This is a genomic window from Pseudarthrobacter sp. NamE2 (assembly GCF_005796205.1).
Classification (GTDB): domain Bacteria; phylum Actinomycetota; class Actinomycetes; order Actinomycetales; family Micrococcaceae; genus Arthrobacter.
On sequence record NZ_VAHN01000001.1, the window covers coordinates 288,896 to 307,744 of the forward strand.

21 protein-coding genes and 1 tRNA gene are annotated in these 18,849 nt (G+C 64.7%); 7 read left to right on the plus strand and 15 right to left on the minus strand.

The genetic code is table 11. The annotated features are described in order from the left end of the window. Window positions 1–9 precede the first annotated feature (9 nt). The 8 genes from prcA to FDW83_RS01415 form a co-directional block, all read right to left on the minus strand. On the minus strand, window positions 10–720 hold the full coding sequence (gene prcA, locus FDW83_RS01380) for a proteasome subunit alpha (RefSeq protein ID WP_138135821.1): 711 nt from the start codon (window positions 718–720) through the stop codon (window positions 10–12). A gap of 1 nt (window position 721) precedes the next feature. Then, window positions 722–1,543 carry a proteasome subunit beta gene (prcB, locus tag FDW83_RS01385; RefSeq protein WP_138135822.1) on the minus strand — a complete coding sequence of 274 codons (822 nt, stop codon included), beginning with the start codon at window positions 1,541–1,543 and terminating at the stop codon, window positions 722–724. 96 nt (window positions 1,544–1,639) lie between these two features. Continuing rightward, window positions 1,640–1,843: a ubiquitin-like protein Pup gene (locus FDW83_RS01390; RefSeq protein WP_015937113.1), complete on the minus strand. Its 204-nt coding sequence runs from the start codon at window positions 1,841–1,843 to the stop codon at window positions 1,640–1,642. 84 nt (window positions 1,844–1,927) lie between these two features. Next, window positions 1,928–3,601 (minus strand): depupylase/deamidase Dop, encoded by a 1,674-nt coding sequence (gene dop / locus FDW83_RS01395; RefSeq protein ID WP_138135823.1) that lies wholly within the window; start codon window positions 3,599–3,601, stop codon window positions 1,928–1,930. Then, window positions 3,598–5,349 carry a proteasome ATPase gene (arc, locus tag FDW83_RS01400; RefSeq protein WP_138135824.1) on the minus strand — a complete coding sequence of 584 codons (1,752 nt, stop codon included), beginning with the start codon at window positions 5,347–5,349 and terminating at the stop codon, window positions 3,598–3,600. Before arc ends, dop begins: the two co-directional genes overlap by 4 nt. 81 nt (window positions 5,350–5,430) lie before the next feature. Further along, a complete protein-coding gene (locus tag FDW83_RS01405; protein WP_138135825.1) occupies window positions 5,431–6,489 on the minus strand; it encodes a tRNA (adenine-N1)-methyltransferase in 1,059 nt (352 codons plus the stop codon). A 99-nt stretch (window positions 6,490–6,588) separates the two neighbouring features. Then, window positions 6,589–7,752: a site-2 protease family protein gene (locus tag FDW83_RS01410; protein ID WP_138135826.1), complete on the minus strand. Its 1,164-nt coding sequence runs from the start codon at window positions 7,750–7,752 to the stop codon at window positions 6,589–6,591. Then, window positions 7,745–8,488 carry an HAD family phosphatase gene (locus FDW83_RS01415; RefSeq protein ID WP_138135827.1) on the minus strand — a complete coding sequence of 248 codons (744 nt, stop codon included), beginning with the start codon at window positions 8,486–8,488 and terminating at the stop codon, window positions 7,745–7,747. The genes FDW83_RS01410 and FDW83_RS01415 overlap by 8 nt, the downstream gene beginning before the upstream one ends. A gap of 149 nt (window positions 8,489–8,637) precedes the next feature. Between FDW83_RS01415 and FDW83_RS01420 the strand changes: the two genes are divergently transcribed. Then, window positions 8,638–9,543: a PAC2 family protein gene (locus tag FDW83_RS01420; protein ID WP_138135828.1), complete on the plus strand. Its 906-nt coding sequence runs from the start codon at window positions 8,638–8,640 to the stop codon at window positions 9,541–9,543. A 74-nt stretch (window positions 9,544–9,617) separates the two neighbouring features. Here the strand turns inward: FDW83_RS01420 and mshC are convergent, their stop codons facing one another. Continuing rightward, window positions 9,618–10,895, minus strand: coding sequence for a cysteine--1-D-myo-inosityl 2-amino-2-deoxy-alpha-D-glucopyranoside ligase (mshC, locus tag FDW83_RS01425; protein WP_138135829.1), 1,278 nt, complete (start codon window positions 10,893–10,895; stop codon window positions 9,618–9,620). 15 nt (window positions 10,896–10,910) lie between these two features. Next, window positions 10,911–11,744, minus strand: coding sequence for an undecaprenyl-diphosphate phosphatase (locus FDW83_RS01430; protein ID WP_138135830.1), 834 nt, complete (start codon window positions 11,742–11,744; stop codon window positions 10,911–10,913). Between the two features lie 52 nt (window positions 11,745–11,796). Between FDW83_RS01430 and FDW83_RS01435 the strand changes: the two genes are divergently transcribed. After that, window positions 11,797–12,729, plus strand: coding sequence for an aldo/keto reductase (locus FDW83_RS01435; protein ID WP_138135831.1), 933 nt, complete (start codon window positions 11,797–11,799; stop codon window positions 12,727–12,729). A gap of 21 nt (window positions 12,730–12,750) precedes the next feature. On the opposite strand, the gene FDW83_RS01440 is transcribed toward FDW83_RS01435, so the two are convergent. After that, window positions 12,751–13,014, minus strand: a complete 264-nt coding sequence (locus FDW83_RS01440) for a hypothetical protein (protein ID WP_013600974.1) — start codon at window positions 13,012–13,014, stop codon at window positions 12,751–12,753. A 39-nt stretch (window positions 13,015–13,053) separates the two neighbouring features. Here FDW83_RS01440 and FDW83_RS01445 point away from each other — a divergent pair, with 39 nt between their 5' ends. Next, window positions 13,054–13,287, plus strand: a complete 234-nt coding sequence (locus FDW83_RS01445) for a DUF5703 family protein (protein ID WP_138135832.1) — start codon at window positions 13,054–13,056, stop codon at window positions 13,285–13,287. 23 nt (window positions 13,288–13,310) lie between these two features. On the opposite strand, the gene FDW83_RS01450 is transcribed toward FDW83_RS01445, so the two are convergent. Both FDW83_RS01450 and FDW83_RS01455 read right to left on the minus strand, forming a co-directional pair. After that, entirely contained in the window at window positions 13,311–14,471 is a 1,161-nt protein-coding gene (locus tag FDW83_RS01450; protein WP_138135833.1) for an acyl-CoA dehydrogenase family protein, read from the minus strand. Window positions 14,472–14,482: 11 nt separating this feature from the next. Beyond that, window positions 14,483–15,787, minus strand: a complete 1,305-nt coding sequence (locus FDW83_RS01455; protein ID WP_138135834.1) for a M20/M25/M40 family metallo-hydrolase — start codon at window positions 15,785–15,787, stop codon at window positions 14,483–14,485. 168 nt (window positions 15,788–15,955) lie between these two features. Here FDW83_RS01455 and FDW83_RS01460 point away from each other — a divergent pair. The 4 genes from FDW83_RS01460 (at window position 15,956) to FDW83_RS19040 (ending at window position 18,009) form a co-directional block, all read left to right on the plus strand. After that, a tRNA-Leu gene (locus FDW83_RS01460) sits at window positions 15,956–16,038 on the plus strand. A gap of 168 nt (window positions 16,039–16,206) precedes the next feature. Beyond that, a complete protein-coding gene (locus FDW83_RS01465) occupies window positions 16,207–16,548 on the plus strand; it encodes a hypothetical protein (RefSeq protein WP_138135835.1) in 342 nt (113 codons plus the stop codon). A 720-nt stretch (window positions 16,549–17,268) separates the two neighbouring features. Continuing rightward, window positions 17,269–17,739 (plus strand): RidA family protein, encoded by a 471-nt coding sequence (locus FDW83_RS01470; RefSeq protein WP_138135836.1) that lies wholly within the window; start codon window positions 17,269–17,271, stop codon window positions 17,737–17,739. Between the two features lie 102 nt (window positions 17,740–17,841). Then, window positions 17,842–18,009 carry a hypothetical protein gene (locus tag FDW83_RS19040; protein WP_171027406.1) on the plus strand — a complete coding sequence of 56 codons (168 nt, stop codon included), beginning with the start codon at window positions 17,842–17,844 and terminating at the stop codon, window positions 18,007–18,009. A 123-nt stretch (window positions 18,010–18,132) separates the two neighbouring features. Here FDW83_RS19040 and FDW83_RS01475 read toward each other — a convergent pair whose 3' ends face one another. Both FDW83_RS01475 and FDW83_RS01480 read right to left on the minus strand, forming a co-directional pair. Further along, a complete protein-coding gene (locus tag FDW83_RS01475; RefSeq protein ID WP_138135837.1) occupies window positions 18,133–18,339 on the minus strand; it encodes a hypothetical protein in 207 nt (68 codons plus the stop codon). 87 nt (window positions 18,340–18,426) lie between these two features. Next, window positions 18,427–18,723, minus strand: a complete 297-nt coding sequence (locus FDW83_RS01480; protein WP_138135838.1) for a hypothetical protein — start codon at window positions 18,721–18,723, stop codon at window positions 18,427–18,429. Window positions 18,724–18,849 lie beyond the last annotated feature (126 nt).

The following is an 18,849-nucleotide window of genomic DNA, read 5'->3' on the forward strand; positions in this document are numbered from 1 at the left end:
GTTCTCCTCCTAGGCCAGCAGTGCAGTGATGTCCGCGTCATTCAGCCGGCGGAAGGCGCGCCGGGACCCGCGCGAGCTCTCGGACATCCTGTCCAGAACTGCAACCTCCAGCGCCCTCGCCGGCAGTGCCTTGGCCTGTTCTTCCGATTCGGGTGCCGGTGCCAGGCCGGTCAGGGCCAGCCGCACCGCTTCGGAGAAGCTCAGTGTGCTCCGCCAGCCGCCTTCGATGGCAGAGGAAACTTTGTCGGCCTGGCCGCCCATGACCACGAAGCTGTGTTCGTCAGCGATGGAGCCGTCGAAGGTCAGCCGGTAGAGGTGGTCCTCTGCCTGGGTGGGGCCTACCTCGGCTACCGCAAGTTCCACCTCAAACGGTTTCTGCTCGGCGGTGAAAACGGCGCCCAGGCTCTGCGCGTAGACGCTGGCAAGGCCCCGTGCCGTCACGTCCTCACGGTCGTAGGAGTATCCGCGGACATCCGCGTACCGGACGCCCGCTTGGCGAAGGCTTTCAAACTCGTTGTATTTTCCGACGGCGGCGAAGGCGATTTTATCGTAGATCTCACCGATCTTGTGCAGTGACGGCGAGGGGTTTTCTGCCACGAGCGCGATGCCGTCGGCGCAGCTGATCACCACTACGGACCTGCCGCGGGCGATGCCTTTCCGTGCGAAGTCCGCACGGTCCTTCATCAGCTGTTCAGGCGATACATAAAACTGCTGGGTCATCTCAGGCCTCCCGTCCGGCGACGGTACGGGCTTCGATGACGCTCCTTGCGGCTGCCGCGAGTTCTGCCTCGTCAATCCGGCGGGCGCCGGAGCTGTCCACCGTGTAGACCACGGGCCACAGCTTCCGGACGGTGTCCGGACCACCGGTCGCGGAGTCGTCGTCGGCGGCGTCGTACAGGGACTCCACAGCAACGGCCAGTGCCTCGGCCGCGGTCAGGTTGGGCCGCCACAGTTTCTTCAGGGCTCCGCGGGCAAAGACTGAGCCTGACCCTACGCTGTGGTGCTCGTGTTCCTCATACCGTCCACCGGTCACGTCATAGGAGAAGAGCCTGCCCACACCTGCACTGGTGTCGAAACCGGCGAATAGCGGAACGACCGCCAGGCCCTGCAGGGCGAGCGGGAGGTTGCCGCGGATCATGGCCCCCAGCCTGTTGGCTTTGCCTTCCAGGCTGAGGAGCGTGCCCTCGATTTTTTCGTAGTGTTCGAGTTCAACCTGGAACAACCGCGTCAGGTCGATGGCAATGCCGGCGGTTCCCGCGATGCCCAGGACCGAGAACCGGTCCGCGGGAAACACCTTCTCGATGTGCCTGCTGGCAATCACATTGCCCATGGTCGCACGCCGGTCACCCGCCATCAGCACGCCGCCCCCGTAGCTCATGGCAACGATTGTGGTGGCGTGCGGAACCTGCAGCGGGGCGGCCGCGGACGCGCCGCCCTGGGGGGACCGGTTGAACGCCAAAAGTTCAGGCCGGTCCCGCTGCAGATGTTCGGTAAAGGACGAGGTGGCGTTGGCGGCTACCTGGTTGGCGGTTGATTCCTGCACTCATGCACTCCTTGAAAGTAGAACTCCAACGAAAGTAGAACTTCAACGTTCGTACAGATTCCGGCCGTCCGGGGCTTCCGCCGCGTGCCGGTCCGGTTACTGGCCGCCTTTTTGGACGAATGCCCGGACGAACTCTTCGGCATTGGATTCGAGGACGCCGTCGATTTCGTCGAGGAGATCATCCACCCCTTCCGTTGATGCCGAAGCCTGGGCTTCGGGCGGTGCGGGCGGCGCCTCAGGAATGTCTTCGTCGACCTGGCTGTCGCGTGATTGCGGCTGCTGCTGCTCCTGGCCTGCCATCGTTATCCCTCCCTTGTGGGTCAGCGGATCCGGCGGATCCTCCAATATCCCCATCCTGCCACGGTAGCGGCCTTCCTGCGCGGTTTACGCCGCAGGCGGAGCGGTGTTATGTCCCAGGAGCTCGCCCAGGAAGGGACCCGCTTCCCGATAGCGTTCGAACAACGGACCGGTGAGCGCTTTGGTTCCCCTCAATGGCTCCCTGGTGGGCACCCGCTGAAGCCGCCCGTAACCGGGCACGTCAAAGATGACCGAGTCCCAGCTGGCCCCCACCACGTCCTTGCCGAAGCTGCTGATGCACTTGCCGCGGAAGAACGCGCGGGTATCAGCCGGGGGTTCACCCACGGCGGCGGCGATAGCGCCGTCGTCGATGATTCTTTGCATCCTGTTCCGTGCAAGGAACCTGTAGTACAGGCCCTTTTCCGGCCGGATGTCGGCCCACTGCAGGTCTACGAGGCCCAGGCGGGCATCGTTCCACTCCAGGCCGTCGCGCTGGCGATACCCGTCCAGGAGGGAAAGCTTGGCGAGCCATTCAACCGAACTGGTTGCTGCTGCCCGGTTGCTGTCCAGCTGGGTGAGGACGGTTGCCCAGCGGTCCAGGACATCATGGGTGTGCCCGTCACCGTCCACCGCATCACCGACGCCGGTGTCCTGAGCGAGCTTTGCCGCAGCCTCGTGGTACATCCACTGCAGGTCCAATGCCGTCACCCTGCGGCCGTCGACCAGGCGGAGCATGGCCGTCAGCGACGTGTCATGGCTGACCGTCTGCAGGGCCTGGACCGGCTCATGGACCTCCACCTTTGGTGCCAGGCCCGCCTCAATCAGGCTAAGGACCATGGCCGTGGTCCCGAACTTGAGGTAGTTGGAGACCTGGCTGAGGTTGGCGTCGCCGATGATGACGTGCAGGCGGCGGTACTTGTCGGCCGTGGCGTGGGGCTCGTCCCGGGTATTGATGATGGGCCTGCGGATGGTCGTTTCCAGCCCCACTTCAGCCTCGAAAAAGTCGGCGCGCTGGCTGATCTGGAAGCCGGGAGTGGAGCTGTCCTGTCCAATGCCCAGCCGGCCGGCCCCGCAAAAGATCTGGCGGGTCACGAAGAACGGCGTCAGCCCCCGCACGATGTCCCCGAAGGGAACCGACCGGGGCATGAGGTAATTCTCATGGGAGCCGTAGGAGACTGACTTGTTGTCCGTGTTGTTCTTGTAAAGGTTCACGGGCGGGAGGTCGGGATCGGCCGCCAGCCGCCGTACCGCCGCCAGGGCAACGAGGTCGCCGGCGGCGTCCCAGATCACGGCATCCCGGGGATTCGTGACTTCCGGACTGGAATACTCGGGATGCGCATGGTCGACGTACAGCCGTGCACCGTTGCCGAGCACCATGTTCATCAGGAGCGTGCCTGATTCGTCCTGTCCGTCGAGCTCGAGCTCCTCGCGGCCGTAGGCCAGGGCCACCGCTTCGGCGTCCAGCACGGGCGGCTGGTCCGTCAGCTGGCTGGGATGGGCGGATGCACGGTCAACGGTCCAGCCCCGCGCGTCATGCAGCGGCTCTTCGTCCGTATAGTCCCAGCGGGTTTCGGCACCGCCGGCGGCGCGCTGACGCGTGACCTGGGCGTAGGCCTGAACCACCCGGGCGCTCATCATGGTTGCGTTGGCGGAGGGGGCGGAGGGGGCATGGATGCCGTACTCGGTTTCCGCGCCCATAACCCGCATCGCCCCGCCTGCCGGGAGCGCTCCCCCGGCGGCGGGCTCCGGTGCAGCCGTCATAGATACTGTCCCGTAGTGGGCATGGTTTCGATCGACTTGCCGGGTTCCTGGCCGGCCTTGCCCTGGACGATGGTGCGGATGTAGGTGATCCGTTCGCCCTTCTTGCCGGAGATCCTGGCCCAGTCGTCGGGATTGGTGGTGTTTGGCATGTCCTCATGTTCACGGAATTCGTCCACCACTGCCCGCAGCAGGTGCTCGATCCGGAGCCCCTTCTGGTGCGTGGTCAGGAGGTCCTTAATGGCGTACTTCTTTGCCCGGTCCACGACGTTCTGGACCACGGCGCCGGAGTTGAAGTCCTTGAAGTACAGCATCTCGGTATCGCCGTTGGCATACGTGACTTCCAGGAATTCGTTCGACTTGTCCGTGGAGTACATCGCTTCCACCGTGCGCTGCACCATGGCGTCCACCGTGGCCTGGACGTCGCCGTCGTGTTCCGCCAGGTCCGACTCGTGGAACGGCAGGTCCGTGGTGATGTACTTGTTGAAGATGTCCGCCGCTGCTTCGGCGTCCGGGCGATGGATCTTGACCTTGACGTCCAGGCGGCCGGGCCGAAGGATTGCGGGGTCGATCATGTCCTCGCGGTTGGACGCGCCGATGACAATGACGTTGTCCAGCCGCTCCACGCCGTCGATCTCGCTCAGGAGCTGGGGCACGATGGTTGTTTCGACGTCGGAGGAGATACCGGTGCCGCGGGTACGGAACAGCGAATCCATCTCGTCGAAGAACACCACCACCGGGCTGCCGTCCGACGCCTTTTCACGGGCACGGGAGAAGATCAGCCGGATGTGCCGCTCCGTCTCGCCCACGTACTTGTCCAAAAGTTCGGGGCCCTTGATGTTAAGGAAGTAGCTCTTCAGGTCGATGTTGCCGGAGCGTTCCGCGGCGCGGGCGGCCAGGGAGTTGGCCACAGCCTTGGCGATGAGGGTCTTACCGCAGCCGGGAGGACCGTAGAGCAGGATGCCCTTGGGTGCCTTGAGCCCGTGTTCGCGGTAAAGGTCCGGATGCAGGAAGGGAAGCTCAACGGCATCGCGGATCTGTTCAATCTGCGGCCCCAAACCGCCGATGTCCTCATAGGTGATATCCGGGACTTCCTCCAGCACCAGGTTTTCAACCTCGGAACGCGGCACCTTTTCCAGGGCATACCCGGTGCGCGAGTCAATGGAAAGCGCATCGCCCACCCGCAGCTTTTCCGACAGGAGGGCGCCAGACAACCGGACCACCCGCTCCTCATCCGCGCGGCCCACCACCAGCGCGCGGTCGGCTCCGAGCATCTCCTTCAGCGTCGCGAGCTCACCGGCACGCTCGTAGCCGAGGCCGGCAACAATGAGGAGCGCCTCGTTCAGCAGGACCTCCTGGCCCACCGCGAGCTGGCTGATGTTGACCAGCGGGCTGAGCCCGACCCGCATCTTCCGGCCTGCGTTGAAGATGTCCGCCGATTCCTCGGTGGCCGCCTGGCCGCTGCTGCCCTGGGTTGGAAGCCGTTTCGGGTTCAGCTGGAGGATGGTGCCAAAGCTGTACGGCGGCTGTCCTTCCTGGTCCAACGCGTTCTTCAGCCGGAGGATCTCAGCCTTCGCGGCTTCAAGCATGTTGACCAGCTTGGTGTTGTTCTGCGTTGCGGCAGCCAACTGGCGGTCGATGTGCCTGAGCTTGTCCCGGAGGATGTTGACCTGGCGGTCGGCAACCGAGAGGTCATTGGCGGCAGACTGCTCTGCCGGTGTACGCCCGGAATCCTGGTTTGGAGTCTCCATTTGTATCAGCCCCTTCCTGCGCTTCTATTAAGACATTAGTCCCAAGAAGGCGGATGGGGACGGACACTCCCGAAATGTGGACTAGTTCGTGACCTCCGGGCCTTCCTTCACGTTGGTGCCGGCGATCGCATCACGGGCGGCGCGGCGCAGCTTCTTGTCGGACACCAGCCGCTCCCCCACCGCGCCCGGCGTCCACGCGTTGACGTCCTCTTCGTTGAACTCGGTCTTGGAGGGACGGCGCTTGACGGAGATGCCGGTGACGCCGTCGGCGAGCCGGCGGGTCACGAGGAGGAAGCCGGTGTGGGCCACCATCCGGTGGTCGGGGCGGACCGCGAGGCCTTCGAGGTGCCAGCCGCGGACCATCGATTCCCAGGCGTCGGGCTCGGTGAACCGTCCGTCCGCGCGGATGGCCTCCGCCGTGCGGGAGAGCTGCGTGACCGTGGCAACGTAGTTGATCCAGACACCGCCGGGAGCCAGCACGGTGGCAACGGCATCGAGGCATTCCCACGGTGCCAGCATGTCCAGGACCACGCGGTCCACCGAGCCGGGGGCTTCGCTGCGGACGACTTCCTCCTGGAAGTCGCCCAGCGAGACCTGCCACGCGGGGTGCGGCCCGCCGAAAATGGTTTCCACGTTGCCGCGGGCGATGTCCGCAAACTCCTGGCGCCGTTCGAACGAGTGCAGGTAGCCCTGGTCGCCCACGGCGCGGAGCAGTGAGATGGAGAGCGCACCGGATCCCACGCCCGCTTCCACAACGCGTGCCCCCGGGAAAATATCGGCCATGGTAACGATCTGGCCGGCATCCTTGGGGTAAACGACGGCGGCGCCCCGCGGCATGGAGAGCACGAAGTCGGAGAGCAGCGGGCGGAGGGTCTGGTACTGCTGGCCAACGTTGTTGACCACCACCGAACCGTCCACCTTGCCGATGATGTCGTCGTGGTTGAGGAAGCCCCGGTGGGTATGGAACGCTCCCCCGCGCTCGAGGGTGATGGTGTTCATCCGCCCGCGCTCGTCGGTGAGCTGGACTCGTTCACCCTCCCGGAAAGGTCCCCGGCGCCGGGCCGCACCAACCGGCTGGGAGCTGCCGGCGGTACCGGCCTGGGCTGCTGTGCCTTCGTTGACGGCAGTTTCGCTGCTCATGATGTTCCTCGCTCCTGTAAACCTGTGGTGCCAACGCATGGGACGTCCTGGTCCGGACGGGGTGGCTTCTGCGGCGGCCGTGCGCACCGGCAGGTAACTCTACCGGTTGTGGCCCTGCGGCCGCCCATCCGGCCGTTGTCGTTTCCCTGTTATCGCCGCCAGCACGGCGTCCTGGGACAGCAGCCCGGTCACGATGCCGTTATGGTCCACCACTGCGTAGTGCCGCCCGGCCAGCTGTGACAGGAACGTAATGAGCTCCTGCCCTTTTGCCCATTCAGGGACGTAGGCACCGGGGGCCAGGGCAAAGGACACAGCCGTGATGGGGGTGGAGTGTGCCACGCCCGCCGGAACGGATGCGACGGCTGCCGGATCCACCACGGCCTGCGGCCGCCGGTCCGGCCCGTACACCACCACGGCGGTTTGGCCAGCGCCGTGCTGGAGCGCTTCCTGCACTGACGCTGTTGCCGGAAGGCCGACGGCGGGCGTGGACAGGGCCGCTGCGCTCACCAGCGGGAGGCGGCTGCGGAGCGTCCCTTGCTGGATGGAGGCCGAGGCACCCATCCAGAGGAACCCGCCCACCAGGACGGTGATCATCACCAGGCTGAAGTCGGGTGCGCCGCCGGCAAGCAGCGGACGGAGGATAAACCAGAACGCGATAGCGACGACAATGATCCTGCCGCCCCAGCCGGCGGCAACCGTTCCCTTGGCCTGGCTCCCGGTGGCTTTCCACACGGCGGACTCCACGAGCCGGCCGCCGTCGAGCGGGAGCCCGGGCAGGACGTTGAACACGGCGATCAGGAAGTTGGCCCACATAAAGATGTTGGTGAGGATTTCGGCGACGCTTCCCATCGGAACCGAAGTGAGCACCAGCCAGGCACCACCCGCCAGGGCGAAGTTTGCCGCGGGCCCGGCCATCGCCACCAGCACCGACCTGCCGGGCGACGCCGTGAAGCTCTCGAACTGGGTGTGCCCGCCCCACAGGTTGAGGACGATCTTCTGTGTCGGCCATCCGTAGATCCGGGCCGTGAGCGCATGTGCGAGCTCGTGGACCAGCACTGAAATAAGGAGCAGCACTGCGTAGGCGAACGCCACGACGTAGGCGCTGATGCCAAGGGCGGGGTTCTGCCGGCCCAGGACCGGACCGTACACCATCACGGTGAACGCGGCGATGATGAACCACGAGTAGGCGAGCACCACCGGCACCCCGGCTATTTTGCCCAGGGGTATGCCTTCACGGCGGACGGGCGCGGGGGCTTCAGTCACGGGAGTGTCCGACGGCGGCCGCCGGCTCCTCTTCCAACCCCGCCCCGCGTGCCGGTGCGGGGAGCAGTGCTTCCAGATCGGCAACGGAACGGCCGGACAGGCTCTCCCACAGGGTGTACCGGCTGTCCTGCGGCAAGGGAACGATGTGGGGCACAGCCACGGTGGTTACCCCGGAGGCCACTGCGGCCGCAACGCCTGGGGCAGAGTCTTCCAGCGCCACGCAGTCCCCGATGCCCAGCTGCGGGTCCGTTTCCTGCAGCCGCTCCACCGCTGTAAGGTAAGCCTCCGGGTGCGGCTTGCCCCGGGACACAGTGTCGCCCGTGACCAATACTTCAAAGTATTGCCGGGGCAGGCTGTCCACTACCTGCCGCGCGAGGGGCCCTTCGGACATGGTGACCAGGGCGCAGCGCACGCCGGCTCCGTGGAGCTCTTCCAGCAGTTCCCGCGCGCCCGGCCGCCAGGGAACCTGCTGCCTGACACTGTTGATGACCTGCGCCGTGAGGGTGTCGATGATGTCCCTGATCTCCATCCGCACGCCGGCTTTCTGCAGGAGCCCGGCCGAGAACGTCAGTGCCTGGCCCACCAGCTGCATGGCCTGCTCGTGCGACCATGAGCCGCCATGGGCTTCAACGAGGGCGCGCTCGGCGGCAATCCAGTAAGGTTCGGTGTCCACGATGGTCCCGTCCATGTCCCAGAGGACGGCTTTGAGCGGGGAACTGGAAGCTGGCGGCTGCATGTCCCCAGTCTACGGGGAGTTGCTGGCAGGACCCTGAAGGCTTACGCCGTTGGCGAATCCGTGACGGGTAACGCAGCAGGGACCGTTTTGGGGCATTTGCGCTGCTTCATGTCATGCGCAGGGAAGCACCTTGGACGTAGGGTGAAGAAATGAATAGCTTCGAGGGAGACACTGACGCACCGGGCGCCCGGCCCGAGCGGGAACGGTTCCTGCAGCCTGTGGCTGAGGGGCAGCGCGTGACCGTGATGCTAGCCGCCTTTGAAGGCTGGAACGACGCCGGTGAAGCGGCCAGCGATTCGCTGCGTTACTTGAACAAGCTGTGGGGCGGCAAAAAGGTGGCGTCCATCGACGCCGACGAATACTACGACTTCCAGTTCACCCGGCCGACGGTCCGCCGGAACGCCGCCGGGGAACGCAAGATCAAGTGGCCGTCCACCCGGATTTACAAAGCGAGTGCACCCAACTCCAACGTGGACGTTATCTTCGTCCAAGGCACGGAACCGTCCTACAAATGGCGGGCCTACACCGCGGAGCTGCTGGTGCACGCGGAGGCGCTGAACGTTGATTACGTGGTGCTGGTTGGCGCTCTGCTCGCCGACGTGCCGCACAGCAGGCCCATCCCGGTCAGCACCTCATCGGACGATGCCCCCCTGCGGGAACGCATGAACCTGGAAGCGTCGCAGTACGAAGGTCCCGTGGGGATCGTCGGAGTCCTGTCCGAGGTGGCGCTGCTGGCCGGAATTCCCACGGTCTCGCTCTGGGCTGCGGTGCCGCACTATGTGGCGCAGGCCCCCTCCCCCAAGGCCCAGCTGGCCTTGCTGCACCGGATCGAGGAGTTGCTCCAGGTCCCGCTGGACACGCACGAACTGGCAGAGGAAGCCGACGCCTGGGAACGGGGGGTGGACGAACTGGCCACCGAGGACCCGGAGATCGCAGCGTATGTCCGCCAGTTGGAAGAGGCCAAGGACACCGCAGACCTGCCAGAGGCCACCGGCGAGTCGATCGCACGTGAGTTCGAGCGCTACCTCAAGCGGCGGGGACAGGACCGGCCCTGACGTAGACAGAAGAGGGCCTGGCCGGGATGGATCCCGGCCAGGCCCTCTTTTGTTAAGCCGCCGAAAGAAAAACTCTAGAGACGGATGCCCAGGAGGGCGTCCACCGCGTCCTTTACCAGGGCCCGGTCAGACGCGCTGGCGGCAGCACCGCCGTCGTTCGCTGACCGTGCCCACCGCGACACTGCGGCGACGGCCGCCGGAGCGTCGAGGTCGGCCGCCAGCGCGGCGCGCATCTCCTCGACCAGCGGCCCTGCGGAGTGCTCCGGAGCGTGCCCAAGCGCCCGGCGCCAGGAGGCGAGGTCTGCCTTGGCCGCTGCAAACCCTTCATCTGTCCAGGACCAGTCCGAGCGGTAGTGGTGGGCAAGGATGGCCAGCCGAATGGCCGCGGGGTCCTCCCCTGCTGCCCGCAGTTTGGAAACCAGCACCAGGTTCCCCTTGGACTTGCTCATCTTTTCGCCGTGCAGGCCCACCATGCCCGCATGGGCAAAGTGCCTGGCCAGCGGAACCCCGGCGAGCGAGTAGGCGTGCCCGGCACCCATTTCGTGGTGCGGAAAGATCAGGTCTGAGCCGCCGCCCTGGACCGTGAAGGGCGATGGCAGGTACTTCTGCGCAATAACGGTGCATTCGATGTGCCAGCCCGGCCGGCCGTCGCCGAGGCTGCCGCCAGGCCAGCTCGGCTCACCCTCCCGCGCCACCCGCCACAGCAGCGGATCCAGCGCCTGGCGCTTGCCCGGCCGTCCCGGATCCCCGCCGCGTTCGGCAAAAAGTTCCAGCATCTCGCTTTCCGACAGCCCGGAGATGCTTCCGAGGGACCATGCACCCGGTGCCACTGACTGCTTGCCCGCCGCTTCGACGTCGTAATAGACATCCCCGTCCGGCTCTCCGTTGCTGCCCGCCACCTTGTACGCCAGCCCGAGGCTGACCAGGCGCTCCACCTCGGGAACGATCAGGCCGATGGATTCCACGGCGCCGATGTAGTGGTCCGGGGAGAGGACGTTGAGGGCCTCCATGTCCGTCTGGAACAGCTCAACCTGGCTCGCAGCGAGCTCCTGCCAGTCCACGCCGGTGGCGGTTGCGCGTTCCAGCAGCGGATCGTCCACGTCCGTGACGTTCTGGACGTACGAAACGTCCTTACCGGCGTCGCGCCAGGCCCGGTTCAGTACATCGAACGCCACATAGCTGGCGGCGTGTCCCATGTGGGTGGCGTCGTACGGAGTGATGCCGCAGACGTACATGGACGGCCGGGTTTCAGGCTCTAATTCCACCTCGCGGCCCGCTGCGGTGTCGAACAGCCGGATGGCAGGCATGCTTCCGGGCAGGGCAGGAACGGGGCGGGAAGACCAGGATTTCACAGACCAAGCCTAGTGCTAGGCGCTGATGACGCCGAAACCAAGGAGCAGGTACAGCGCCAAGCCGAGGAAAATCCGGTACCACACGAACAGGCGGTAGCTGCGGGTGGACACAAACTTCAGGAACCAGCCGATGATGATGTAGCCCACCACAAAGGCGATGGCCGTGGCCAGGGCGGTCTCGGGCAGGCCATAAGGGCCCGTGATGCCTTCCTTGGATACTACTTTGTAAAGCTGGTAGAACCCGCTGCCGAACACGGCCGGGATGGCCAGCAGGAAGGAATACCGGGCAGCCGCCTCCCGGGTGTACCCCATCAGGAGGCCGGCGGTGATGGTGCCGCCGGACCGGGACACACCGGGGATCAGGGCCATGGCCTGGGCGAAACCGTACAGGACGCCGTGCTTGTAGGTCAGCCGGCTGAGGTCGCGCTCCTGCCTGCCGACAGCGTCCGCGACTGCAAGGAGCAGGCCGAAAACGATGAGCATGGTGGCCACGATCCACATGCTCCGGAGAACTGACTCAATCTGGTCCTGGAAAAGGAGGCCCAGCACGATGATCGGCAGGCTGCCAAGGATCACCAGCCAGCCCATCCGCGCGTCGGGATCCTGCCGCGGCACTTTCCCCGCCAGGGACCCGGTCCAGGCCTTCACGATCCGGACGATGTCCCGCCAGAAGTAGACCAGGACGGCGGTCTCGGTACCCAGTTGGGTGATGGCGGTGAAAGCTGCTCCCGGATCCTCGGCATTGGGCAGGAACTGCCCAAGGATGCGCAGGTGTGCGCTTGAAGAAATGGGTAGAAATTCGGTCAGTCCCTGCACAAGGCCCAGCAGGGCCGCCTCAAACCAGTTCACGCTAAGACCCTACGGCATGGGTACTGGTGGTTCTGGCCGTAAGCTTGCTGCTATGCAGCAGCGTTACGTTGGCAACAGTGGATTGCGTGTTTCGGCCCTCTCGCTTGGCACTATGCACTGGGCCGGCGAAACGGACGAACAGGACGCCTCCGAGCTGCTGCGCACATTCCTCGATGCCGGCGGACGGCATGTGGACACGGCTGCTTCCTACTCGGATGGACGGGCCGAGGCCATGCTGGGCGCGCTGCTCGGCGACGTGGTGGCGCGCACCGAGGTGACTATTTCCACTAAGGCGGGAATGACGACGCCGGACGGGCGGCGCGCCGTCGACACGTCACGCAACGCGATGCTCACCGGCCTGGAGGGGAGCCTGGCGAGGCTGGGCACAGATTATGTGGACATCTGGTTTGCGCAGGCCTGGGACGGGAACGTCCCTCTCGACGAAACGCTTTCAGCCCTGGAATTCGCCGTCCGTACGGGCAGGGCGCGGTACGCGGGGATATCGAACTTTAACGGCTGGCAGACCGCCAAGGCGGCAGCAGTTGCGGGTTTTCCGCTGGTAGCTGCGCAGGCTGAGTATTCCTTCCTGCAGCGCAGGCCGGAAGCTGAACTTATTCCCGCGGTGGAGGACGCCGGCATGGGGCTGATGGCTTGGGCGCCCCTGGGCCGGGGTGTGCTGACGGGCAAGTACAGGGGCAGCATTCCCGCCGGGTCCCGGGGTGGGAGTTCGTCCGGGGCTGCCTACGTGGAGCAATACCTGGACGAAAAGCCGTCCCGGACCGTCGAGGCTGTGTGCATGGCGGCAAAGGGCCTGGGCCGGACCCCGCACGATGTGGCGCTTAGTTGGCTGGTTTCTCAGCACGGGGTGGCAACCGCAATTGTGGGTCCGCGCACACCCGTGCAGCTGAAGGAAATCCTGGAAGCCCAACTGACGCCGCTTCCGCCTGAAATTGCCCTTGCCCTGGAGGACGTGTCCGCGGCGTAGGTTCCGTTGTGACCGGTGGCGCTATTCCTCGACGATTTCGAGGTCCTCGTCGTCCACGTCGCTTTCTTCGTCCTCTTCGTCCTCGTCGTCAAAGACCTGCAGCGGGGTTACCTCGTTGTAGGCCTCGTACAGGGCGTCCTCGTAAACCTCGAACGCGTCTGCCACTGCAAAAAACGCCGCCTCCACGGATGGGTCACCATCTCCGCGGCGGTTTGATGCTGCTATAAGGTGTTCTTCCAAAGCGGTGGTCAGGGACGAAAGCGCGACACGCGGATCGATGCTCATGACTTCACGTTAGCCGGAAAAGGACGAAAATGGAGAGCAATGAAGGAACAATTTCTCACCAGCTCGGTCCAGCGGGAACGGGATTATTTAAGGCAGTACGAGTACCTCGTGCTGACGGTGAGCCCCAACGATTCCCTGCATGAAGCCCGGCGCCGGCTGGTGGAACATTCCGAGTACGGCAAGTGGGAACTGGAGCGCAGCCGACTTTATGTGGGCGGGGGCCGGCGTTTCTGGCTCCGTCGCAAGGTGATGCAGGTCCAGCGGACCGTCTAGGAGATGTCGGTCCAGCGGACCGTTTAGGTCTCGAGCGGTCCCAGCCAGGCGTTCGCGACCGTGTTGTGCGCGGACTCGTCGTCGGACGGGTGGAACATTCCGGCGAGCACATCCCGGTAGAGCCGCTCGAGTTCCGAGCCGCGGAAGTAGCTGGATCCGCCGCTGACGCGGATGGCGAGATCCACCACCCGGCGCGCCGTTTCCGTGGCGTTGACCTTGAGTCCCACAAATTTTGGAAACCACTGGCCGCCGTGGTCCGCGAGGGCGTCAACGTCGGCGGCAACAAGCTTCAACTGAGGGTAGAGGTTGTCCATCGCCATGGCGGCCTCGGCAACCTTCCAGCGGATGTCAGGGTCCTGTGCGTAGCTGCGTCCGCCGTTCTTGAACGAGTTGCGGCTCTTGGCGGTTTCCACGCCTATCGCCAGGGCGCGCTCCCCCAGGCCTGTGTAAACCGCGGCGAGCAGCGTTTCGAAGCACGCAAAGATGGCAAAGATCAGCGGGTCGGCGCCCGGTCCCACTGGCAGCTTGCGGAAGATGCGGTCGGCCGGAACCTGCACCTCTTCGAGGACCGTGGTGGCGGACTGGCTTGCCCGCATGCCGAGGGTGTCCCAGTCGTCCAGGATGCGGTAGCCGCCTGTTGCCCGGGTGATGAAACCATGCACCAGTTCACCATTGCCGTCCCGGGCATCCGGGTCCTTTCCGAAGATGCCCAGGCGCGTCCAAACCGGGGAAAGGCTGGTGAAGATCTTGGTGCCGGTGAAGGTGTATCCGCCGTCGGGCAAAGGCACGGCGGTGGTGCGGGAGTCAAACAGTACAGCGTCGTTGCCCGCTTCAGAATTGCCGAACGCGAAGATTTCTCCCCCGGCCGCTTCCTTGAGCACAAAGTCCAGTGAGTCGTCGCCGCGGGCTTTCAGGACGTGGGCGACGCCGGTCCATACCAGGTGCATGTTGACGGCCAAGGCAGTGGCCGGGGCGGCCGTTGCCAGCCTCCGCTGGCACTGCGCCGCCGCTTCGAGGCCAAAGCCCATGCCGCCGTCGGACGCCGGGACAAACAACTTGAGGTAACCGGCCTCCGTCAACTCCTCCAGATCCTCGTGGAAGAAGGAGTTGTCCCGGTCGTAGCCGGCAGCGCGGCTGCGGATCCGTTCCAGCAGCGCGTCCGGCAGGACGTCGTCGGGGGTCATGGGCGTTCCGGTCAGTAGTTGGTGAGCAGGGTGTTCAGGACCCGGGCACCGAATTTGAGGGAGTCGGCGGGAACGCGCTCATCGACGCCGTGGAACATGCCGGTGAAGTCGAGGTCGTCCGGCAGCATCAGGGGTGCGAAACCGTAGCCGGTGATGCCCAGCCGGCTAAGGGACTTGTTGTCCGTCCCGCCCGAGAGCGTGTAGGGCAGGACCCGGGCGCCGGGGTCTTCCTTGTGGAGGGCGTCGATCATGGAGTCCACCAGGTTGCCGGCGAACGGCACCTCGAGGGAAACGTCCTTATGCACGTAGCTCACGTTCACGCCGGTTCCGGCGAGTTCCCGGACGATTTCCAGGACGTGTTGCTCCTGGCCGGGGAGGGTACGGCAGTCGACCAGGGCCTCGGCGGATTCGGGGATCACGTTGTGCTTGTATCCGCCCTTGAGCAGGGTGGGGTTGGTGGTGTTCTGCAGGGTGGCGCCAACGAAACGCGATACAGTGCCCAGCTGGTCCAGCAGGCGGTCCGGGTTGTCGGCGTCGAACTCGATTCCCGTGAGTTCCGTCACGCCGTCCAGGAACTGGCGGGTGGTGGGCGTCAGTTCGATGGGCCACTTGTATTCGCCGATGCGTGTGACCGCCGCAGCGAGCCGCGTGATCGCGTTGTCGGTGCTGATCTGGGAGCCGTGGCCTGCCCGGCCGTGCGCCACGAGCCGGAGCCAGGAGATGCCCTTTTCTGCGGTCTGCAGGAGGTAGGTGCGCTGCCCGCCGATAGTGGCGGAGAAGCCACCCACCTCGGAGATGGCCTCGGTGGCGCCTTCGAAGAGTTCGGGCCGCTTGTCGACGGCGTAGCGGGCCCCCAGGGCGCCGCCGGCTTCCTCGTCGGCGAAGAAGGCGAAAATGATGTCCCGCTTGGGCTTTGTCCCCGACCGGGCGAAGCTGCGCAGGACGGCCAGGATCATGGCGTCCATGTCCTTCATGTCGACGGCACCGCGGCCCCAGATGAGTCCGTCCTTCAGTTCGGCGCCGAAGGGGTCAACGGACCACTGGTCCCGAAGGGCGGGAACCACGTCCAGGTGGCCATGGACCACCAGGGCGCTGGCGGACGGGTCTTCGCCGGCCATGCGGGTCACCACGTTTGCCCGTCCCGGTTCGGACTCGAAAATATCCGCCTCCATGCCGACTTCCTCGATCAGGCCGGCGACGTACTCTGCAGCGGCACGCTCCCCCGGGCCGGAACCGTCGCCGTAATTCGAGGTGTCGATCCGAATGAGCTCCTGGCAGATCCGGACAACTTCATCCTCGGGCAGGACGTCAGGCATGGAGGGCTCCTCGTCTGGTGATAACCGGTTGGCTCGCGCGAAATCGCTGTCCCCAGCCTACCCACATGGCCCGATTCGTTGTTCACGAGAAGTCGTGTTAGAGTTTTTCTCGCTGCTTCGGAGAGGCGCGAAACACCGAAGGGTGTGAACGGCTCCGGAATACCATCTGCGCGGGTGGCGGAATGGCAGACGCGCTAGCTTGAGGTGCTAGTCCTCGCAAGGGGGTGGGGGTTCAAGTCCCCCTCCGCGCACAGGAAAAACCCCGGGAAACCGGGGTTTTTTTGTGTCTCCAACCACGTGAACCACGTTTCCAACCATGTGACGTCGGGTGGTGGTGTGGCGGCTGGCTGCTGGGTCTGCCGGCCTGGGGCCTGCTCCTGGGCCGGTGGACGCCGGAGAACCCGCTCCCTGCAGTGCAGGTGCTGAAGTTTCTGGGGCTGCTGCTGGGCATGACGATCTACACGCTGAACATCATTCACCCGATCCCCAGCCTAGGCCTGTTCCTGCTCCCGATCATTTCCCTGGTCCGGCTGGCCTACCCTGAGTACCGGGCCCGACCCCTACAGTCGGCCGTGGAGGTCGTTCTGGCCGTGATTGCCGTCGTGGTTGCCTTTGCCATCCCCACGCCCGAAGGGTCATGGTCCTCGCCTTGGGTGTACGCGGGCGGTGCCGCCACAGCTGGGCTGATAATCGCCTGGTGGGCCCGGGGGGTCCCCCGCCGCTCCGTCCGGCTGCGGCTCAATAACGGCGCCGTCGTCTAGTGCTTTACCGGGCAATGGAGGCACCACATAGGATGCAGCTATGAGTGGCAAACCCCGAACTGTCGAAGCTGTCCGTGACGAAATAGTTGCGGCAACTGCCGAGCTGCGCGCGGTTGCCCAATCGGAGCAGGACAAGCCGAGGACCCAAGCCGCCGACTGGCTCGACGGACAGTTCGTCGGCATTGCAAACCGTCGGGCGCTCCGGGAGGCCGCCTCAGACGCTCTAAGTAGCCTCTACCGGGGCGGGATGGGGTCGTTCCAGGATGTCGGCACGGAGGCGTCTTCGAAGGCGGTGCGGAGACTGTACCTCGCATTGCGTCATGCGCGCTCTTGGTTTCTGCGCGACTCCAGGCCAAACACAGATTGAAGGCCCAAAGGTAATCCAGGATTTGTGGCTCGGCGTTCATGTATGCAACCAAGGAATTGAGTTATTCAAGGCGACTGGCAGTGCAACCTCGCCTGCGCCAACGCACAGCTGGTTCGTCTGATCAGGGCGTTGCATAAACCCGGCAGCGAAGCCCCGGCTAAACTCGCCTGCATGCCGTGAAGCTACCGCGGGTGCGCGACATCTTCGACTGGAACTTCCGCGGAAGACATGACTGGAGTAGCCTCACCGCGTGAGCTACCTTCATTGCTCCATCTGCAGACACGGGAGACTGACTTTCCGGAACAAGGACACTGGCCTTCTCCTTCTCCTGAAATTCGCTGTGGGATGACCCTATGACGCCAGAGCAGAAGCTCGCCGGGGCGGGCTTGACGTTGCCGCCGCCGCACCCGCTGGTTGGAACCTTTGCGCTCGTCGCGCAGCGCGGGGACGTCCTTTATGTTTCCGGGCATGGGGCGTTCGCGGACGGAGAGCCGATCCATCGCGGCAAGCTGGGAGCGGACCTCACCACAGCGGAAGGAAAGGAGGCTGCGCAGGCCGTCATGCTTGCCCTGCTCGGCAGTGTGCGCGACCACATCGGCGGACTGGACCGAGTCAACCGTGTTCTGAAGGTCCTCGTTTTTGTGAACAGTACGCCCGAGTTCTCTGAGCACCATCTTGTTGCCAATGGCTCCACCGAAGTGCTCGCTACCGCTTTCGGCAAGGAGCGGCTGCCCGCCCGGTCGGCTATTGGAGTCAGTTCCCTTCCACTTGGGTTCGCAGTGGAAGTCGAGGCGATTGTTGAAATCGCCCCTGCCGTCCCCTAACCGCCCACTTCACCGCACAAGGCGACGAGCCTGTCGTGCCCCAGGTCCTTCCGTGCGGGGTTTCGGCCGGTTCTCCCGACCGTACCGTCCTAGACTTTCGGCATGCACCCCTTAGTGGCGATCGGCCTGGTGTTCCTTACCGGGCTTGCCTGGACGGTCACCGTCCTGACCTTGTTGATCGCCCTGGCGAAAGACCGGCGGCGTCCGCAGACGGAAGTCAGAACCACTGATCAGGCGGAGGCCCAGACGGCTGATGTTGAGGCAGTGTAGATAGAGCCCTTGGTTCCGCCGGGCTCCGGGGTTCTCAGTGCAGGACTGCGTCCAGCTACCTGGGCAGGGTGAAGAGGCTCTTGGAGTCGTCGGGATGCGCCGGAGCCCTCACGCGGACGACGGTCATGCCTTCTCCTTCTGTACGGCCACGATGAAGCGGCGGGCACGCCAAACCAAGTGGGTGCGCTCAATGCCGTACTTGGTGGAGAACGTCACAGCCAGCATCTTGTTCTCATCCCTGCTGATCTCGGTCACGACGAAGACTTGGCGCTCCGGGTTCTGTGACCACCACCGGTCGTCCACGCCCTCCAGGGCCGTGTACACGGACATCTGGTCTGCTCGGACGCTACCGTTCTTCCTCGGAACCCTGCTTGGCCTAACCGTTGTTGAGACGGGCGCTCTCAAGGTCTAGTGAAGCTATTCCGTGCATGGATGCGGCAGTATCTGCGCTGACCTTCTTCTTCCCAGCAGTTCGGCCAACTCAGCCGCCTTTTGAGCCGATGAAGTTTTGCGAATCTCTGTAGTGGGCCGCCGTTCGCTCATTGCGATGATCTGTTCGTAGTGACTTACGGTGAAGCGGATGGTGCGCTTATTGAGCCGCAAGTGAGGCCAAGCGTTGGTGTAGTACATTTTCCGCACCATTTGCAGGGACACGCCCAAGCGCTCAGCGAGTTCTTCTGGCGTGAAAAGTTGGTCCATACCGGTCATTGCCATTCTGTTGCTCCTTCGGAGAAAACGATGTACTCGTACTCCTATCCGCGAGAGGACGTGACGGCGGCCCACGGGGCATAGGGGGTGTACGTTAGCCGCTCTGGAGCAAGCCGCACGAGTGCAGGTGTG